Origin of the sequence: Flavobacterium sp. XN-5 (genome assembly GCF_008033395.2) — a bacterium.
GTDB lineage: Bacteria > Bacteroidota > Bacteroidia > Flavobacteriales > Flavobacteriaceae > Flavobacterium > Flavobacterium hiemivividum.
In genome coordinates this window covers 183,570-200,221 of record NZ_VOGZ02000003.1, presented here as the reverse complement: position 1 = coordinate 200,221, position 16,652 = coordinate 183,570, and the positions used below count along the sequence as shown (strand labels likewise).

The window sequence follows — 16,652 nt, the reverse complement described above, 5'->3', positions numbered from 1 at the left end:
AGATACAACTTTCTTTTACACTCACAAATTTTAAACATTCTGTTTTGATATCTAAAGAAAACATATTGGCTCTAGCCAAAAAAACCATTTTATCTGAAAGCGAGTCAATTACAAAACTAACTGATTTTCTAGACGAAAATTTCGCAGATGCAACCCAGGCAATCTATAATTCTAAAGGCAGATTAATCGTAACCGGCATCGGAAAAAGTGCAATCATTGCTCAAAAAATGGTAGCCACATTTAATTCTACTGGTACACCATCCATGTTTCTTCATGCCTCCGAAGCCATTCACGGTGACTTAGGAATGCTTCAAAATGACGATATTATTATCTGTATTTCAAAAAGCGGAAACAGTCCGGAGATAAAGGCCGTTGTCCCGTTTCTAAAACGTTTTGGAAATACACTAATCGCCATCACCGGAAACATGACTTCATTTCTTGCCAAAGGATCTGATTTTGTATTAAACACTACTGTTGATGCCGAATCCTGTCCTAATAATCTGGCTCCTACAAATAGTACTACAGCACAATTAGTAATGGGCGATGCTGTTGCAGTTTGCTTAATGGAAATGCGAAATTTCAAACCGGAGGATTTTGCCGTTTATCATCCTGGCGGTGCTTTGGGTAAAAAATTATTACTCCGAGTGCAAGACATGCTGGAACACACTTTAAAACCAATGGTTTCTCCTGATGCGCCTATTAAAAAAGTCATTTTCGAAATCTCAGAAAAACGCCTAGGTGTTACAGCTGTTATTGAAAACGATACCGTTATCGGCATTATAACTGACGGTGATATTCGAAGAATGTTGAATGAAAGAGATTCTTTTGCCGAGTTGACAGCGAAGGACATTATGACCAAAAATCCAAAAGTAATTCAATCCACAGATATGGTTGTTGACGCATTGAATATTCTCGAAGACTTTTCGATCACTCAATTAGTAGTGGTGGATCAAGGCGAGTACAAAGGCGTTTTACATTTACATGACATTTTAAAAGAAGGAATAGTATAATGGCAAAGAAAAATCAAAACGAAATGTCGTTTTTAGATCATCTTGAAGATTTAAGATGGTTACTAGTACGCAGCACGATCGCAATAATTATTATGGCTATCGCCACTTATTTTTTTAGTGGCTTTTTGTTCGACACTATAATCTTCGGACCTACAAGACCTACATTTTTCACCTATCAATTTTTCTGTGAACTATCGCATTCCTTGGGATTTGCAGATAATATTTGCATCACCGAAATGCCCTTCATCATTCAGAATACCTCAATGGAAGGACAGGTAAATGTATTTATCTGGGTTTGTATTCTTGCAGGATTTATTTTAAGCTTCCCTTATATCTTATATGAAATTTGGAAGTTTATTAGTCCAGCCTTATATATGAATGAAAAGAAAAATGCCAAAGTATTTATCTTTTTCTCTTCGCTACTTTTCTTTTTCGGAGTCATATTTGGTTATTTTGTGGTAATTCCCATGTCAATAAACTTTGTCGCGACCTTCACAGTCAGTGAAATTGTATTAAATCAGTTTACACTAGAATCTTATATTGGAATGGTAAAAACATCCGTGTTGGCGAGTGGACTGTTTTTCGAACTGCCCATTATCATCTATTTCTTAACAAAACTAGGTTTAGTAAGCCCAGCTTTCCTAAGAACATATAGAAAATATGCAATTGTACTTGTACTTATTATCGCTGCGATCGTAACACCTCCAGATGTAGTAAGTCAAACTATTGTCGCAATCCCAATGCTACTAATCTACGAAGCAAGTATCTTTATCTCAGTATTTGTATCTAAAAATAAAAAAGAATAATTATGGCTGATATTATCGAAGAATTTAATGAATATCGTTCTCGAATGAACGAAAAATTACTAGCTGACAACAACAAAATAGTGAAACGTATTTTCAACCTAGACACTAATGCGTATGCTGCCGGTGCGCTTGATGTAAAAACGAAAGAACTACTAGGTTTAGTGGCTTCGGCTGTACTTCGATGTGACGATTGTGTAAAATACCATTTAGAAACCAGTCATAAAATTGGTGTAACCAAAGAAGAAATGATGGAAGCAATGGGAATCGCAACCTTAGTGGGCGGAACTATCGTAGTACCACATTTGCGTAGAGCCTATGAGTTCTGGGAAGCACTTGATGAAAATTAGCATAATTTAGTTTTCAGAAGTTAAAATCCAAAATTGAAGTTAAAAGCTAAAGCCAAATAAACGAAATTCGTTTCTTTGCAAGGATTAAAAATGGTTCTCGATGTATCTCACAAAAAAGCGGTACACTTAAACTGTCGATCACCTAATTAAACGCTTAACGTTTAAACCAAAGCACATGATATTAAGAGCCGAGAATTTAATAAAAACATACAAAGGACGAAGCGTCGTAAAAGGCATTTCGGTAGAAGTAAATCAAGGTGAAATCGTTGGTCTTTTAGGGCCAAACGGCGCCGGAAAAACAACTTCTTTTTATATGATTGTAGGATTGGTAAAACCCAATTCGGGCAATATCTATCTTGACGATTTAAATATCACCGATTACCCTATGTACAAACGAGCACAGCACGGAATTGGATATTTAGCGCAAGAAGCCTCTGTTTTTAGAAAACTAAGCATCGAAGACAATATCTTAAGCGTTTTACAACTTACTAAACTAACTAAAGAAGAGCAAGTTGCCAAAATGGAAAGCTTGATTGCCGAATTTAGCTTAGAACACATCCGCACAAACCGTGGTGATTTACTCTCTGGAGGAGAACGTCGTCGTACCGAAATTGCCAGATGTTTAGCAACCGACCCAAAATTCATCTTACTTGACGAACCTTTTGCTGGTGTCGATCCCGTAGCCGTAGAAGACATTCAGAGGATTGTAGCGCAATTAAAAAATAAAAACATCGGAATACTCATCACAGATCATAACGTTCAGGAAACCTTAGCTATTACAGATAAAACCTATCTTATGTTTGAAGGCGGAATCTTAAAAGCCGGAATTCCAGAGGAATTAGTGGAAGATGAAATGGTTCGCCGCGTCTACCTAGGACAGAATTTTGAATTGAGAAAGAAAAAGATCGAGTTTTAAAAGAGTGGTCAGTTAGCAGTGGTCAGTGGTCAGCTTTGAAAGAGTATTCAGTTAACAGTGGTCAGTGGTCAGCGTTAAAAGAGTGGTCAATTAACAGTTAACAGAGGTCAGCTATGAAAAATGGGCTGTTCAATTAATATGAAACTGATCAGTGAATACTGAATAATAGTAACTAATCACTAGACACTGATTACTGATCACTGAATACTGATCACTAAATACTGAATACTGACCACTGATCACTGATCACTAGTCACTAAATATCCACTCCAAATTTCTGCGGATTTAAAATCATATAATTAATTAGTTTCCCAACTTCATTACTTTCATTTAACAATTCATCAAAAGCACTCTCAGAGATATAGTTGCACTTAAATGAAAATTCTAACCACACTTGAGTTTCTGAATTTTCGGCATCTGAATCTGTTAATTTACTATGAAAATTTTTGGGATAGACTCTTTTCCTATAGGATTCTGCAATATTAGCAGGAACACTCCTTGCCGAACGCCTAATTTGATCCGTTAAAGAATACATTTCTTCCTTTGGAAATAGTTTTGTTACTTCAAAGATTTTCATCGCTAATGAAAATGATTTCTTGTAGGCTAATAAGTCTTGAAATTTCATCATTTATAATATTATTTTAAACTGATTACTAATCACTGAATACTGATCACTGAACACTGAACACTGAACACTGATTACTGATTACTGATCACTGACCAATGCTCACTAAAAACTACTCCACAGTAATAAACTGCAGCTGTTGCAAATCACCATTATAAATATTCACATCTACATTGCCTTTTATTCCTGGGACACCGGCTTTTTCAGTAAACTGCCAAAACAGCCAATCTTCCTCCATACTTTCACGGTAAAAATTATAATTGGCGATCCAAAAAAGGTAATCACTGAATTCTTCTTTTAAAAAATCATCATAGTAGCTTTCGCCAGTGTAGATAATCGGTTTTACTTTATAATGATCCTCCACTCTTTTCAGCCATCTTTTTAATCCAATTTTTAATCGCTCGACAGACTGATTTTCAGGTAGTTTTTCAATATCCAAAACTGGAGGTAAATCTCCTTTTCCTAAAGACACCGTTTTAATAAAAAGTTCAGCTTGTTCTATGGAGTTTTCGTTAGGACGATAGTAGTGATATGCACCACGAATCAGTTTATTTTCTTTGGCACCAAGCCAATTCTTCTCAAATTTCTTGTCCAAGCGGTCTTTTCCAACAGTAGCCCGAATGAAAACAAAACGTAAAGGATATTTACTTTCTATAGTATCAACATCGGCCCATTTAATTCTCCCCTGGTACTCAGAAACATCTATTCCCACCGCCTTTCCTAGATGATTGTCTAGAACTTGGTAATTTCGAACATCAGAAATTCGCTTGTCCTCTGCCTCTTGTCGTAAAACTTTATCTGACTTAAAACTAAAATAATAGGCAAGACCATTTCGATAATGATACCCTAGGCCAACAAGAAGAAGTATAAAAAATGAAACTATTGCAAAGCGTGAAACCTTACCAGAAAAAAAAGAAGCTTTCTTTTTAGCCTTACGCCTTACTGGCGGCTTCCTTTTAACGTTTGCTTTTCTCAACTAACGAAAATTTATTGCTCACAACTGACAGCAATACATATCCAATGATAACCATTGGGATTCCTGCAAATTGGAAAAAAACCAGCAATAAAAACGAAAGGAGCAAAAAGACAATTTGAAGCGCATTGTCCTTGAGGTTGAATTTTTTAATCTTTAGAGAAAACAACGGAATCTCGGCATTCAAAATGTAAGCACTAAACAGTGTAACACATAATAAAACCCATTGACTTGTTAGGATTTCGAGAACCAGCAAAGAATCTGAATATTTTAAAACTAGGGGTAAACTTAATATAAAAAGAGCATTGGCAGGCGTTGGCAATCCAATGAAGGAATTTGTCTGGCGGGTATCGATATTAAACACAGCGAGACGGTAACAAGAACCCATGGTGATAATAAAACCAAGATAAGGCAACATATAGTGCGCCGAAATATCTTGCTGACTTTCCGATAGCATGCGAAACATAACATATCCCGGTACAAAACCGCTCGTAACCATATCAGCTAGGGAATCCAATTGTAAGCCTAGCGGACCTGAAACTTTGAATAATCGAGCAAAAAAGCCATCAAAAAAATCTAAAAAGATTCCAAGACACACAAAATAAAAAGCCATTTCAAAATCGGATTTCGTCACAAAGACCATCGCAATACAGCCACAAAGCAGATTAAGTAATGTTATTGAATTAGGGATGTGTTTTTTAATGTTCATTGCGTATCGAATTTTAAAGTCTTATCGGACAAATTTAATATAATAAGTGAATGCAGCAGCCGTTTTTTATAGAGATTATCAACAGTAAAATTTGCAAGACGGTTTATTTAATAAAAGAACCAACTAAGCTCAGCAAAATATTATATTTTTGATAAAAATTAAATTCCGCTTTGGCTTCATAAAAAACAGCACGATTGAAAAAAATTCAGTTCTTTTTATTGCTTTTGGTTTGTACCGCTAATTATGGTCAAGCGGTTAGAAAATATTCCAATGAGTTTATGAATATTGGTGTCGATGCGGCAGCCTTAGGAATGGCAAATGCTGTTACAGCTTCGACTGCCGACGTAAATTCTGGCTACTGGAATCCCGCAGGATTAACCAAATTAGAAGATAGTCAACTGGCTTTGATGCACGCTAGTTATTTTGCAAATATCGCCCAATACGACTACATTGGCTACGCCAGTCCCATTGACGACCGCAGTGCTTACGGTATTTCGTTAATCCGTTTTGGTGTCGATGATATTTTGAACACTACCGAATTAATAGACAGCGACGGAAATATTGATTACAACAGAATTAGCCTTTTCTCCACCGCTGATTATGGTTTTACTTTTTCTTATGCTCGAAAATTAACCGTTCGCGGATTTCAATACGGTATAAATGCTAAAATAATAAGAAGAGTAATCGGGAAGTTTGCTGATTCTTGGGGATTTGGATTTGATGTCGGGCTCCAATTCGAAAAAAACGACTGGCAATTTGGCTTAATGGTTCGCGATATTACCACGACCTATAATGTTTGGAATATAGACGAAAAAGAATATCAAAAAATTGCTGATGCTGTACCAGGACAGAATCAAGAACTTCCTGAAAGCACAGAGATCACAGCTCCAAAAGCACAGCTCGGACTTTCAAAAAAGTTCATTATTCGCTACGATTACAGTATTATGGCTGCCGCCAATGTCAATATGCGCTTTGCTAAAACCAATGATGTATTCTCTTCTGATTTTGTGAGTGTAGATCCCGCCTTAGGACTCGAATTTGGATATACCAATCTTGTTTTTGTACGTGCGGGCGTAGGTAATTTTCAAAATATCGAACAACTAGACAACAGCAAAAAAGTAAGCTTCCAGCCCAATATCGGTTTAGGTTTTAAATACAAAGGCATCCAAGTGGATTATGCCTTAACCGATTTAGGAAATCAAAGCGCGGCTTTGTATTCAAATATCTTTTCATTAAAAGTGGATTTATCGCTTTTTAGGAATTAAGATCTTAAAAAACTGTTTCGCAAAGATTCACAAAGGAATTAAAGAGATACACAAAGTAATGTGTTTTTGAAAGCATTATACTGGAGAGGACACTAATTTAAAAATAACTGTTCGCCGTATTGCTTTTTAGAAATTGCGCAATTTTAAAAAACTGTTACGCAAAAATTCACAAAGGAAATGAAGAGATTCGCAAAGTAATTTATTTTCGAAAGAATTATAAAAGAGAGAATATTGTTTTAAAAACGTCTGTTCGAGTGTCACGCTTTTTTGCGTGATGTATCGAGAACCGTTTTTAAATCCATGATTGAGTTAAAAAAAAATGAAAAATATCAAAATAACAAACCCAATGAATAATTCATTATTTCAAAACATAGTATTCGCTGTCCTGTTAATAGTTACAATGAACTACGGCTTTGCTCAAACCCCAATATTATCAGAAAACGCCCGTGTTAGTGTTTTAACCTGCGGAACTGGTAATGAATCCTATTCGCTTTTTGGACATACCGCCATTCGCATTAGCGATCCAAGTCAATCTATCGATTTGGTGTACAACTATGGTGCTTTCGACTTCAACACACCTAACTTCGTCGCTAAATTCACAAAAGGAGACTTGCAGTATTTTGCCATTACACACCCATACACCGACTTCATAAACCAATACAACTACGAAAAAAGATCCGTTTATGAGCAAGAATTAAATATTCCCAATAACCTAAAACAAAAGTTATTTGAGAATCTGAATACGTCTTTAGCCTCTGGAGACAGCTACTACACTTATAAATTCATCGATAAAAACTGTACCTCTATGGTAGTAGATATTATCAATAAAACCCTCGACACAACCGTTATTGTAAAAAACACCGACACAGATATTACCTACAGATCCATTCTCTATCCTTATTTTGACGGTCATTTTTATGAAAAACTGGGAACAAGTATCATTTTCGGGAAAAAAGTAGATAAGCTAGGAACGCATATCTTTTTGCCTTTCGAATTGAACAAAAACCTAAAAACGGTCCAATTCAACAATCATCTTCTTAGCAAGGAGAACAAAACGCTTCTTGAGTTTAATGAAGCTCCGCCAACATCCTGGTGGAATAATGGCTACACCTACTTAATTCTTTTAGGATTTATAATCCTTATGAATTCCAAAATAATAAACCAAGTATACCTTTTATTTATGGGTATTTTAGGCATCTTCTTTTTGTTTGTTGGTTTCTATTCGAACCATCACGAACTGGCCTACAATTACAATATCTTATTATTCAACCCAGCTTTGCTACTACTAATCTATTTCTGGCATAAAGAAAACAAGAAATGGACCTTCAACTTCACTTTATTCAACTTGCTTTCTCTAGTAGTCTATTTATTCATAATGATCAACAAAGTCCACTTATTAATCGTGTCCCCCCTTATTATTAGCAGTGCAATCATATTGGTCAAATTAGCCCTAAAAAACAAAAAGAAGACTCCAATAATTATCTAGTTAAAGCTATCTAGTACAAAGATTAAATTCATCAAATAGCAAAACAAGACATAACGACACCTATTTTCATAAAAAAATGTAGCTCGCAGCTTTTACAGCATACCACAGGTAAAAAAAATCCGTTTAATCAGCCTCATCCGCCGTCCATTATTATTCTCTAAAATCTTCTAGAGAGCACTTCAAATAATTTAAACAAAATTAACCAGTATTATTTCCGAATTAAATCAGCCGCTTTATAAATAATTATTTTTTGAAATTGAAATTTATATTGTCATTGACCTTTAACTACTGCCCTCTATAAAACAATACCGTTGTAATTGTGCGCAGTGCAATATTCAAATCCAGATAAAAACTTCTGTGCTTGATATAATAAAGATCGTATTGCAGCTTAATCAGACTATCATCAATTGATTCCCCATAAGAATAATTGACTTGTGCCCAGCCAGTAAGTCCCGGTTTTATAATATGTCTCGTCTCGTAAAAAGGCATTATTTCAGATATTTCTTTTACAAAAAAAGGACGCTCCGGGCGTGGCCCTACTAAAGCCATGTCACCCTTCAATATATTTAGAAACTGTGGAAACTCGTCGAGACGGGTTTTGCGCATAAAATTTCCAAATGCGGTTTTTCTAGGATCTGCGGCTGTCGAAAAAACTGCCTTATCACCTTCAGAAGTATTCTTCATACTTCTAAATTTTAAAATCGAGAAAACAACTCCGTCCTTACCGATACGTTCCTGGGTATAAAACAACTCCCCCCTATTACCGATGGCATTGCCCAGTATAATAAATGGTATAAACAACACGCATAAAAGAAGTCCTACAATTGAAATAACTATTTCAAAAAATCGAACAATGGACAAATAAAATTTATTTTGATTGTTTCGGCTAAACGGAAAAAAACGATAAAAATCCCTTTCGATATACTGTACCGGAACGCGATGTGTCTTACTCTCATAAACCTGAGTGTATTCCCGGACTATTATTCCCGATTCTAACAGCTCAATCAATTGCTGGTACAATTCAGAAGTTATCCCTGCGGTATCTTTCGAAGCAATCACGACTTCAGAAATGGCATTTTTTTTAACATAGGAAGCCAAATCTTTTTTCTGTATCGCCTCCATATTTTGATAGGATCTTAAGTCACTATTCTCGGTAGCATTAGCACTCACATAGCCAACAATTTTATAATGCGGATCAATATTCTGCAGTCCTAAAATCAACTCTTCTAATTGTTCCTGCTCACAAATCAACACTGCGTTCTGAAGAAAGCGATTGCTAGCTAGAAAGCGAACATAAAACAGCCTCCAGAGAATCAAAGTGCTAAAAATAATCGCGTAAAAAACTAAAATCTGGATTCGGTTTGAGGGGAGTTCCGGTGAAAAAACAGGTGTCAGCAAATAGACCAAGGCGGTAGTAGATGCTGTTAAAAAAGTGCTTTTAAAGACGGCTAATTGGTTGCTGGCAACCTGCAGATTATACATTTCGAAAATAGCGCCAAAAACACTGAGATAAAATGCCAGAAAAACAATCCAATATCGGTTAGTCACTGCCGCTTCCAAATAGTTCAGCCCAAAAAAAGTCCCAACCAAATACACGGCGATTAAAACAAAAACAACATCAAACAGACGAAGGATCAACTTCCGCTCTGAGATTTCAAAATGCATCTTGGACTTGGACATTACTTTATGTAGATATTCCTGCAATTTAGCAATTTTATTGTGCAATCAACATAAAACCACTTATTTCTACAAACAAAATAACGCTGATTACCGCCAAAACAAAACACCACTTTTTTTTAGTAAAACTGGACTCACTAAGCCGTTTCCTATAAATCTCAACGATACACAAGCCATTGACTTACAACTACAAACCCATTCACATTGACTTTACATAGAAACGAATGAGAAAGAGAGCGACTCTTGATTCGCAACGCCTGTTCGACCTTAGGTCTCGGCTAACAAAGCTATGTTAGGCTTTTAAAAAGTGAAACGCCTCTAAAAATTAATTATATCGATGTAATAATGGATAAATAGCTACACTATAGATCAAAACAGTAATAATGTATGCTCCATTTTTTCTCCTTTGCACACTAAAAAAACTGAACACTGACCACTGCTTCTCACTTCTCACTTCTCACTCCCTACTATCACTCACTTTCTTATTCCCCCCAATTGCACATTCAACAAAGACAAAGAATACACAAAAGCCGGTATAGCCGTTCGCATCGCAGCATGATTTATCGTCAAAAACCAGAACGCCACAAAACACAATAAAAACATATTGAACTTATTTTCTAGGTACAGCACCAAGGGCGTGATAATCAAAATCAATAAACCAACGATACCAAATGATCCGTGCTCCGCCAGCATCCGCGTAACTTCATCATGAGATACAGCAAAATTTCCAGTTACCACCTCGCGAACTTCAGCGCCTTTAGCAACCCCAACCCCAAAAACAGGATTATCCAGAAACATATCAATTTCAGTGGCCGCTATATCCCCTCTACCGCTAAACTGGTTTGGTTTTTCCCTTCCTTTGGCGTCTTGATTGGCATATCTGTTTTTAATTAAGCCACCTGTCTGTACAGAGGTATAAGTCCAAGTCACCATCATCGCCAAAGCAATAACTACCATAATATAATGCAGTTTTACTTTCCCTCTAAAATTAGATTTAAGATACAAGAAGGACAACAATAAAACGATCATCAGGAAACCCGTAATCATCCCGCCACGAGAGAAGGTAACCATCCCTCTAAAACTAATGTTTAAAGCGATAATCAAATTGAGTATCAACATAAATTTTGATCTGGACTCTAATATAATCCTTGAAAAAAAAATAAACATCCCCAACCCTAAAAAGGTAGCCACCTGATTAGGTCCAAATCCTCCCGAGGTCTCAAAATTAGACTGGGTACCTGTAATTACATCCCTAACATTTGGAGTATATAAAGTCAAATAAACGGCGCAACTGAGGATAGGAAGTCCTATGCACAGCAACAACGAATTCATCTGCTCCAATGAAATTTTTCGTCTATAGGTATACAAAGAGGTCACTGCCAGACAGACTGGCCCAGAAATATTAAAGGCAATGGTCTTCCTAATATTAGTATCAAAATTCAAAACAAAACTGGAAATAACCACACCGGGAACTAGCAATAATAAGAAGAGCCAATAGGGAGTTGCGCCTTTGGAGAAACCGCTAAAATACATCCCCATCAAAATAAAAAACATCACCCCGTACTTAGAAAACTCATAACTAATATTTCCTCCTGTCATTCGCAATAACACTTCAGCGCCTGCTATATAAGCCGCCGCCATCAAGGCCTCATTATTACGGTTTTGGGTTTTTATTACAAAATAAGCCCCAACTAAAAACATCGAGTACCCATATAGCTTAGCGGCGAAAGGAACTACGAAAATCCCAATACCAATCGCCACATGAGATAGAATTAAATACAAATAGAATTGTTCTTCTTTTTTCATTTACTATGCTGTTGCAACCACTTTAAATATTGTTTTATAATCTTTTCTTCTGAGTAACTATTTAAAATTGCTTGATAAAGTGCGGCTCCAAAATCATCTCGAAGCGGCTCATTTTCTATCAGTTTAACTAAGGCTGCACAAAACAACTCTGCATTTTGTGGAACTACAAAACCATTCTCACCGTTTTGAACCACCTCAGGTATTTCCCCAACAGCTGTAACTACCACCGCTTTTTTACCCCTTCCATATTCGAGCAAAGCAACGGGCAAGCCCTCTGATTTAGATGTTAAAACACAAATAGCTGCTTGCTGCACTATGTTTTCAACATCATTTTTACTGCCATAAATAAAGACTCGGTCTTTCAGGCCATATTCCACAATCAGCTTCTTAATTTCAGCCGAATAGGCATCTTCAAAATCTTTTCCCACCAAATGAAACGTCCATTCGGGATGTAGTACTCTAAGTATCTTCGCAACTTCCAATAAAAGTAAATGATTTTTTTGCGATCTTAAATTAGCCAAACATACTATCCGTTTACCTACCTCCCCTTTTAAAACGGTGTTCCGTTTAATCCCGTTTTCTTTAGTTGCGAAATTAGCTAAATAAATAGTATTCTTAAAATGCATCTTTTGCTCTACCCACTGTTTTAATTTTTGATTGACACTAATCACTCCTTCAAAAAAAGGAAGTGACAATCTAAGAATAAATGTAGGTCTTAAATTCAAAAACTCACTTTCCCCATAATGATCATGCCATAATACTCTTACCGAAGGATGAACTAACTTTAAAAGAAAAGCTAAAAAGAAAGAGCTGCTGTGTGCATGAACTACAGACACTTGGTTTTCCACAACATAGCTTTTTAAAACGAATAGTGCTTTCAAATCAAAACTTCTTTTCTTATTTAAAAACAAATAAGAAACTTGTGCCTTCAGTTGTCCTTTCAAATCACCTTCTTTTCGAGTTGTTACAAGTCCTGAAAAAGAAATCACTCCTGCCAAGGCATTCGCATAATTGACTGCCATCCGTTCGGCACCACCAGCATCAAGAGAGTCAATGAGTTGAAGTATGCGCATTAGACTATTTTTTTTTTAGAAGAATATTAATACTACCGGCCATTAGTTCTTGCTCATTAAACTTGCTAAAATCTTCATGAATGGCTAATTCACTGAATTTTTTATACTCTTCTGTATTAGTATTAATCGCACTATGTTCAAGAGAAATAATTTCGAAATCACCCTTAAATATTTCTAAGTATTGCGGAAGCCTTAACCTGTTATGGTAATCAAATTTTGTTTGAATATCATCCCAGTCTTCCTGACTATATTTTAAAAAATCTTGTAGGGAAAGTGATGAGTCAGTATAAGAGCGATGATCACTGGGCGAAATTAAATGCAGTATGTAACTTCCCGACATCAAAGCGCAATTGAAAAACTCATGCATTTCAATAATGCTTTCGACAGGCACATGCTCTAAAACAAATCGTGACACCACTAAATCAACATCATCTAAATTACCATCACATATACTTGTTTTAGGGAAATAGGTCAATGTTTTATGCAAAGGGTACTTTGCTCTACTTTCTATTTCAAAGGTCTCAGAATTACTATAGTAATCATTAACTTCCTTTATTTCTTTTGTATTATAATGCTCGTTGATGTCATACGTATCAACCTTTCTTGCTTTACCTTCTAGAATTAATTGATAGGGTAAAATAGGCAGCCAACCTGAACCCAATTCTGCGATTTTCATATTTTCTAAACTAAGATTATTTTTCTCCAAAATTCTACAAATAGTAGTATAGCTTAGCTTTGTTGATTTAATTTTATCTTCAAATGTTTGTTTACTTCCTATATCTTGTAAAAGATGATATAGAGAATATCCTAAGCCGTCAGGAAAAATTGAAAGTATTTTAAATATTCTAGTTTTTAAACGATGATTCATTCAATATTATTTTTTTTATTTCTTGTTCAAAAATATCAACTGTATATTTTGTTGACCAATTTATGGCTCCTTGGCTTTTCAAATCAAAATCAACTTGATTTTCAATAATTAATTGCACGATCTGGGCGTCCTTTTCTAAATCCATAGTTAAAATAGTACCCCTATTGCCATAGTCCAACATAAAAGGGACACAAGAAACAGAAGTTGCCAAAGGTACACAACCCCAGAACATGCCTTCAGCTATCGCTTTCGGCCAACCTTCGCTTTTTGAAGGTAAAACTACAAAATGACTGTCTTGATAGGCCATTTTTACCACCTCTTGATTTTGATTTCCTTTAAAAAAAACAATTTCAGCTAAATTATGCAAAGCAACATAGCGCTCTAAGTGGTCTCGTTCTATTCCTTCACCAAAAACAGTTAACCTAACATCAAACCCTTTTTGAGCTAGTTTTTCGACTAATTGAATTGCATACAAAGTATTTTTTCCAGCTACCAACACACCCACAAAAACGAAATCAAGTGTTCTTTTGAGATCTTTAGTTTTTATTGATTTTTTATCGGCTTCAGCATAGGTTGCTGTAAAAAATGGAACTATATTTTTAGACTGATTTTTCCATTCGCCATAAACCAGCACCTGCATATTACGTGTTATGAATATATTCGATAAAATCCATTTTTGAAGTTTATATGTCCATGGCTGCTTAGCTTTTGGATCCCAATTTCCGGCATATTTAGCTGTCTTTGGTTTAGCTGGAAAAAGGATTTGAACTAAACACCCTAGTAATCCAATATTTCCCGGACAACGCAAATGAATGTGATCGGCTTTTTGCATCGCTTTATAAATCTGCCAGCTTATTTTGGGTATTTTATAAATCGAAAGCAAAATCGTTTTTAGGCTTAAAACATCAAAGCCTGCAATGGGCATCAATTCAATGTTTTCGTGCTTATAACTGGCGTCAATAGGGGTTTTGGCAGACTTCGCTATTGGCGCCACCAGAATCACTTCATCCGCATTCCTGATCCAACTGTTCATTTCCCGCACATAGGGTGCATAGGCAAAATATTGTTTTTTTTGCAGCAGATGGGGCACATGAGTGATGATGGCAAAAATCATTGGCTGATATTGGGTTGGGAATTCGTATTTCTATTGGTAAATATATTACTAAATATACTGATTATCAAGACCACAATTCATTCTAAAACAGATTGATCTGATGCAGTACTTCGAGATTGGGCAGAGATTGAACAGATTTTGGCGAATATCTATACCCCATTTTATGGCTTGATCGATTTATTGGCAGAACCACCCATTATCGCATTTCACTACTTTTTACCCACAATAATATGGCTTGCTACAGTTATTAAGATGCTTTTTGCACGTCGAATTTAGACAAGACTCCCAATACCTCCTCCAGATTTAAACCATAATAATGGCAATATTCCTTTATAGTCACTTTCTGATGCGGTTCTTTGTTGAGGGCTCTTTTCAAGTTTTGAATTTCCTTACGGGCATAGCTTTCACTTTTATCGGTGAGCATCCTGATATCGTTTGGGTAAATTACTATTCTTTTCATTTTAAACAGCTTACACAGCCTTTTATTTTACATCGAATATAAAATTAGAGAAGCTTCGAGTATAAACAAATTTTACTTATTAACAATGCTTTAGCGTACAATTTCCCCTCCTTTCACAAACAATGCAAAACAAACACAAAGAGCATCATTTTAAATTTTAGCACGATCACCACTAAACAAGAAATGATACAAAATGATACAAAGGCAAATTATTCCATTTGTTGATAAGTTATTAGAGCCTTCGATAAAAATGGGATAACCATCGGTGACCGATCACAGTAAATCTAAAGCTAAAATGGTATCCCTTGTATCTATCGCTCAGGGATCAAATATATTTATACCTTTTTTTTGTTTTGGCAACTTCCTAAATGTATTTGCTTTTTATAGCGGTTTGTTGCAAGTATCTTGCGGGATGGTTGCGGGTATCTAGGGGTGTCTCAGATGGGGCGTCTTCCAAAATAAAAAAAGTGATTCTCAAACAGGAGTTAGTAATGGGTCAAAAGTGATCCAAACGGTAAAAACAGCCCTAGTCCGTTTTAGCAGTAAAAACCATAAAAAAAAAGCAGTTACAATCCAATACCTTTAAATGTTTCCAAAGCGCTCCCAACGGTACCCAGTCTTTGTATGTCTGAAAAAAGCAGTCTAGTTTTGGTCCAATATAAATCCATAAAAACAAAAAAAATGGGAAAACTAAAAGGCATTATCAAGTTAGAAGGAACGTTTGACGGTTTGACTTTTTACAAGAGTCCCGATGGTTACATGGTGCGAACCAAAGGCGGAGTGAGCAAAAGCAGAATCATGAACGATCCTGCTTTTGCCAGAACGCGAGAGAACATTAATGAGTTTAGAATGAATGTGCAAGCGGGCAAGCAATTGCGCAATTCGATTGGGCCTTTGCTGAACCGGGCCAAGGATTCGAAGCTATCGAGCAGGATGTTCAAGCTCATGAGCGACATCAAGAATTATGACAGCAGTTCGATACGCGGGCAGCGGGCAGTTCACAAGGGAATTGCCACCATCGACGGCATGCTGCTTTTAAGGGGATTTGACTTTAATGCAAGAGCCCGATTACCGACAGTGCTTCATGCTCCTTATTCGGTGGACACTGCCACGGGAACGATAGCCATTCCGGACTTTGTTGCAGGCGAGCAATTGTCAACTCCCGAAAGTGCCAGCCATGTGAGTTTTCGTTCGGCATTTGTGAATCTGGATTTTGAGACCGGTCTTTTCGAGACTAGTTATAGCCCTGTCAGTAATTTGCCCATTAGCCTTACTGAGAGTTCATTGAATTTGGTTCCGGCAGGAATTCCGGCGGGAATAGGCAGCCAATTGCATCTGTTGTCTATTGAGTTTTATCAGGAAGTCAATGGCGTGCAGTATCCGCTAAACGTTGGTGCCTTTAATGCCTTAAACATAGTGGAGGTGATTTAAATGTTATTGGTTTCAGTTTGGCTGTTATCCGTTTACTGCCAGCTCATAGCTCAGCAGCTGATTTTGGACGGAAGACTGGCTGCAAA

Annotated in this window: 16 protein-coding genes; 7 read left to right on the top strand and 9 right to left on the bottom strand. The window is 36.3% G+C overall.

Translation table 11 applies throughout. From position 1 onward, the window contains the following. Window positions 1-44 precede the first annotated feature (44 nt). From FQU23_RS08105 to lptB, 4 genes are all read left to right on the top strand, one after another. Window positions 45-1,010, top strand: a complete 966-nt coding sequence (locus FQU23_RS08105; RefSeq protein WP_165425744.1) for an SIS domain-containing protein — start codon at window positions 45-47, stop codon at window positions 1,008-1,010. After that, window positions 1,010-1,816 (top strand): twin-arginine translocase subunit TatC, encoded by an 807-nt coding sequence (gene tatC / locus FQU23_RS08100; protein ID WP_147673418.1) that lies wholly within the window; start codon window positions 1,010-1,012, stop codon window positions 1,814-1,816. Before FQU23_RS08105 ends, tatC begins: the two co-directional genes overlap by 1 nt. A 2-nt stretch (window positions 1,817-1,818) precedes the next feature. Further along, window positions 1,819-2,163 carry a carboxymuconolactone decarboxylase family protein gene (locus tag FQU23_RS08095; protein ID WP_132110288.1) on the top strand — a complete coding sequence of 115 codons (345 nt, stop codon included), beginning with the start codon at window positions 1,819-1,821 and terminating at the stop codon, window positions 2,161-2,163. 175 nt (window positions 2,164-2,338) lie between these two features. After that, window positions 2,339-3,079: an LPS export ABC transporter ATP-binding protein gene (lptB, locus tag FQU23_RS08090; protein ID WP_147673417.1), complete on the top strand. Its 741-nt coding sequence runs from the start codon at window positions 2,339-2,341 to the stop codon at window positions 3,077-3,079. A 256-nt stretch (window positions 3,080-3,335) separates the two neighbouring features. Here the strand turns inward: lptB and FQU23_RS08085 are convergent, their stop codons facing one another. The 3 genes from FQU23_RS08085 to FQU23_RS08075 form a co-directional block, all read right to left on the bottom strand. Next, window positions 3,336-3,704, bottom strand: a complete 369-nt coding sequence (locus tag FQU23_RS08085; protein ID WP_147673514.1) for a four helix bundle protein — start codon at window positions 3,702-3,704, stop codon at window positions 3,336-3,338. Window positions 3,705-3,816: 112 nt separating this feature from the next. Then, window positions 3,817-4,680, bottom strand: coding sequence for a glycoside hydrolase family 25 protein (locus FQU23_RS08080; RefSeq protein WP_147673416.1), 864 nt, complete (start codon window positions 4,678-4,680; stop codon window positions 3,817-3,819). Beyond that, the gene (locus FQU23_RS08075) at window positions 4,661-5,386 is read right to left on the bottom strand and encodes a CDP-alcohol phosphatidyltransferase family protein (protein ID WP_147673415.1); all 726 of its coding nucleotides are present in this window, start codon (window positions 5,384-5,386) and stop codon (window positions 4,661-4,663) included. The genes FQU23_RS08080 and FQU23_RS08075 overlap by 20 nt, the downstream gene beginning before the upstream one ends. Before the next feature lie 278 nt (window positions 5,387-5,664). Here FQU23_RS08075 and FQU23_RS08070 point away from each other — a divergent pair, with 278 nt between their 5' ends. Then, a complete protein-coding gene (locus FQU23_RS08070; protein WP_147673513.1) occupies window positions 5,665-6,651 on the top strand; it encodes a PorV/PorQ family protein in 987 nt (328 codons plus the stop codon). 319 nt (window positions 6,652-6,970) lie between these two features. Then, window positions 6,971-8,137, top strand: a complete 1,167-nt coding sequence (locus tag FQU23_RS08065; RefSeq protein WP_317165190.1) for a DUF4105 domain-containing protein — start codon at window positions 6,971-6,973, stop codon at window positions 8,135-8,137. A 285-nt stretch (window positions 8,138-8,422) separates the two neighbouring features. On the opposite strand, the gene FQU23_RS08060 is transcribed toward FQU23_RS08065, so the two are convergent. From FQU23_RS08060 to FQU23_RS08035, 6 genes are all read right to left on the bottom strand, one after another. Next, a complete protein-coding gene (locus FQU23_RS08060; protein WP_147673511.1) occupies window positions 8,423-9,817 on the bottom strand; it encodes a sugar transferase in 1,395 nt (464 codons plus the stop codon). A gap of 471 nt (window positions 9,818-10,288) precedes the next feature. Continuing rightward, window positions 10,289-11,620: an O-antigen ligase family protein gene (locus FQU23_RS08055; RefSeq protein ID WP_147673414.1), complete on the bottom strand. Its 1,332-nt coding sequence runs from the start codon at window positions 11,618-11,620 to the stop codon at window positions 10,289-10,291. Continuing rightward, window positions 11,617-12,693, bottom strand: coding sequence for a glycosyltransferase (locus FQU23_RS08050; RefSeq protein WP_147673413.1), 1,077 nt, complete (start codon window positions 12,691-12,693; stop codon window positions 11,617-11,619). Before FQU23_RS08050 ends, FQU23_RS08055 begins: the two co-directional genes overlap by 4 nt. A 4-nt stretch (window positions 12,694-12,697) precedes the next feature. Then, a complete protein-coding gene (locus FQU23_RS08045; protein WP_147673412.1) occupies window positions 12,698-13,561 on the bottom strand; it encodes a hypothetical protein in 864 nt (287 codons plus the stop codon). Beyond that, window positions 13,539-14,675: a glycosyltransferase gene (locus tag FQU23_RS08040; protein ID WP_147673411.1), complete on the bottom strand. Its 1,137-nt coding sequence runs from the start codon at window positions 14,673-14,675 to the stop codon at window positions 13,539-13,541. Before FQU23_RS08040 ends, FQU23_RS08045 begins: the two co-directional genes overlap by 23 nt. A gap of 247 nt (window positions 14,676-14,922) precedes the next feature. Beyond that, window positions 14,923-15,135, bottom strand: a complete 213-nt coding sequence (locus FQU23_RS08035; RefSeq protein ID WP_147673410.1) for a hypothetical protein — start codon at window positions 15,133-15,135, stop codon at window positions 14,923-14,925. A gap of 681 nt (window positions 15,136-15,816) precedes the next feature. Between FQU23_RS08035 and FQU23_RS08030 the strand changes: the two genes are divergently transcribed. Further along, complete coding sequence (locus FQU23_RS08030; protein ID WP_147673409.1) at window positions 15,817-16,566, top strand: hypothetical protein; 750 nt, start codon at window positions 15,817-15,819, stop codon at window positions 16,564-16,566. Window positions 16,567-16,652 lie beyond the last annotated feature (86 nt).

What these genes read in the sequence shown, in the direction of transcription:
- tatC (WP_147673418.1), top strand. Translation starts at nt 1,010, where the DNA reads ATGGCAAAGAAAAATCAAAACGAAATGTCGTTTTTAGATCATCTTGAA.
- FQU23_RS08095 (WP_132110288.1), top strand. Translation starts at nt 1,819, where the DNA reads ATGGCTGATATTATCGAAGAATTTAATGAATATCGTTCTCGAATGAAC.
- lptB (WP_147673417.1), top strand. Translation starts at nt 2,339, where the DNA reads ATGATATTAAGAGCCGAGAATTTAATAAAAACATACAAAGGACGAAGC.
- FQU23_RS08085 (WP_147673514.1), bottom strand. Translation starts at nt 3,704, where the DNA reads ATGAAATTTCAAGACTTATTAGCCTACAAGAAATCATTTTCATTAGCG.
- FQU23_RS08075 (WP_147673415.1), bottom strand. Translation starts at nt 5,386, where the DNA reads ATGAACATTAAAAAACACATCCCTAATTCAATAACATTACTTAATCTG.
- FQU23_RS08070 (WP_147673513.1), top strand. Translation starts at nt 5,665, where the DNA reads ATGAATATTGGTGTCGATGCGGCAGCCTTAGGAATGGCAAATGCTGTT.
- FQU23_RS08065 (WP_317165190.1), top strand. Translation starts at nt 6,971, where the DNA reads ATGAAAAATATCAAAATAACAAACCCAATGAATAATTCATTATTTCAA.
- FQU23_RS08060 (WP_147673511.1), bottom strand. Translation starts at nt 9,817, where the DNA reads ATGTCCAAGTCCAAGATGCATTTTGAAATCTCAGAGCGGAAGTTGATC.
- FQU23_RS08055 (WP_147673414.1), bottom strand. Translation starts at nt 11,620, where the DNA reads ATGAAAAAAGAAGAACAATTCTATTTGTATTTAATTCTATCTCATGTG.
- FQU23_RS08050 (WP_147673413.1), bottom strand. Translation starts at nt 12,693, where the DNA reads ATGCGCATACTTCAACTCATTGACTCTCTTGATGCTGGTGGTGCCGAA.
- FQU23_RS08045 (WP_147673412.1), bottom strand. Translation starts at nt 13,561, where the DNA reads ATGAATCATCGTTTAAAAACTAGAATATTTAAAATACTTTCAATTTTT.
- FQU23_RS08040 (WP_147673411.1), bottom strand. Translation starts at nt 14,675, where the DNA reads ATGATTTTTGCCATCATCACTCATGTGCCCCATCTGCTGCAAAAAAAA.
- FQU23_RS08035 (WP_147673410.1), bottom strand. Translation starts at nt 15,135, where the DNA reads ATGAAAAGAATAGTAATTTACCCAAACGATATCAGGATGCTCACCGAT.
- FQU23_RS08030 (WP_147673409.1), top strand. Translation starts at nt 15,817, where the DNA reads ATGGGAAAACTAAAAGGCATTATCAAGTTAGAAGGAACGTTTGACGGT.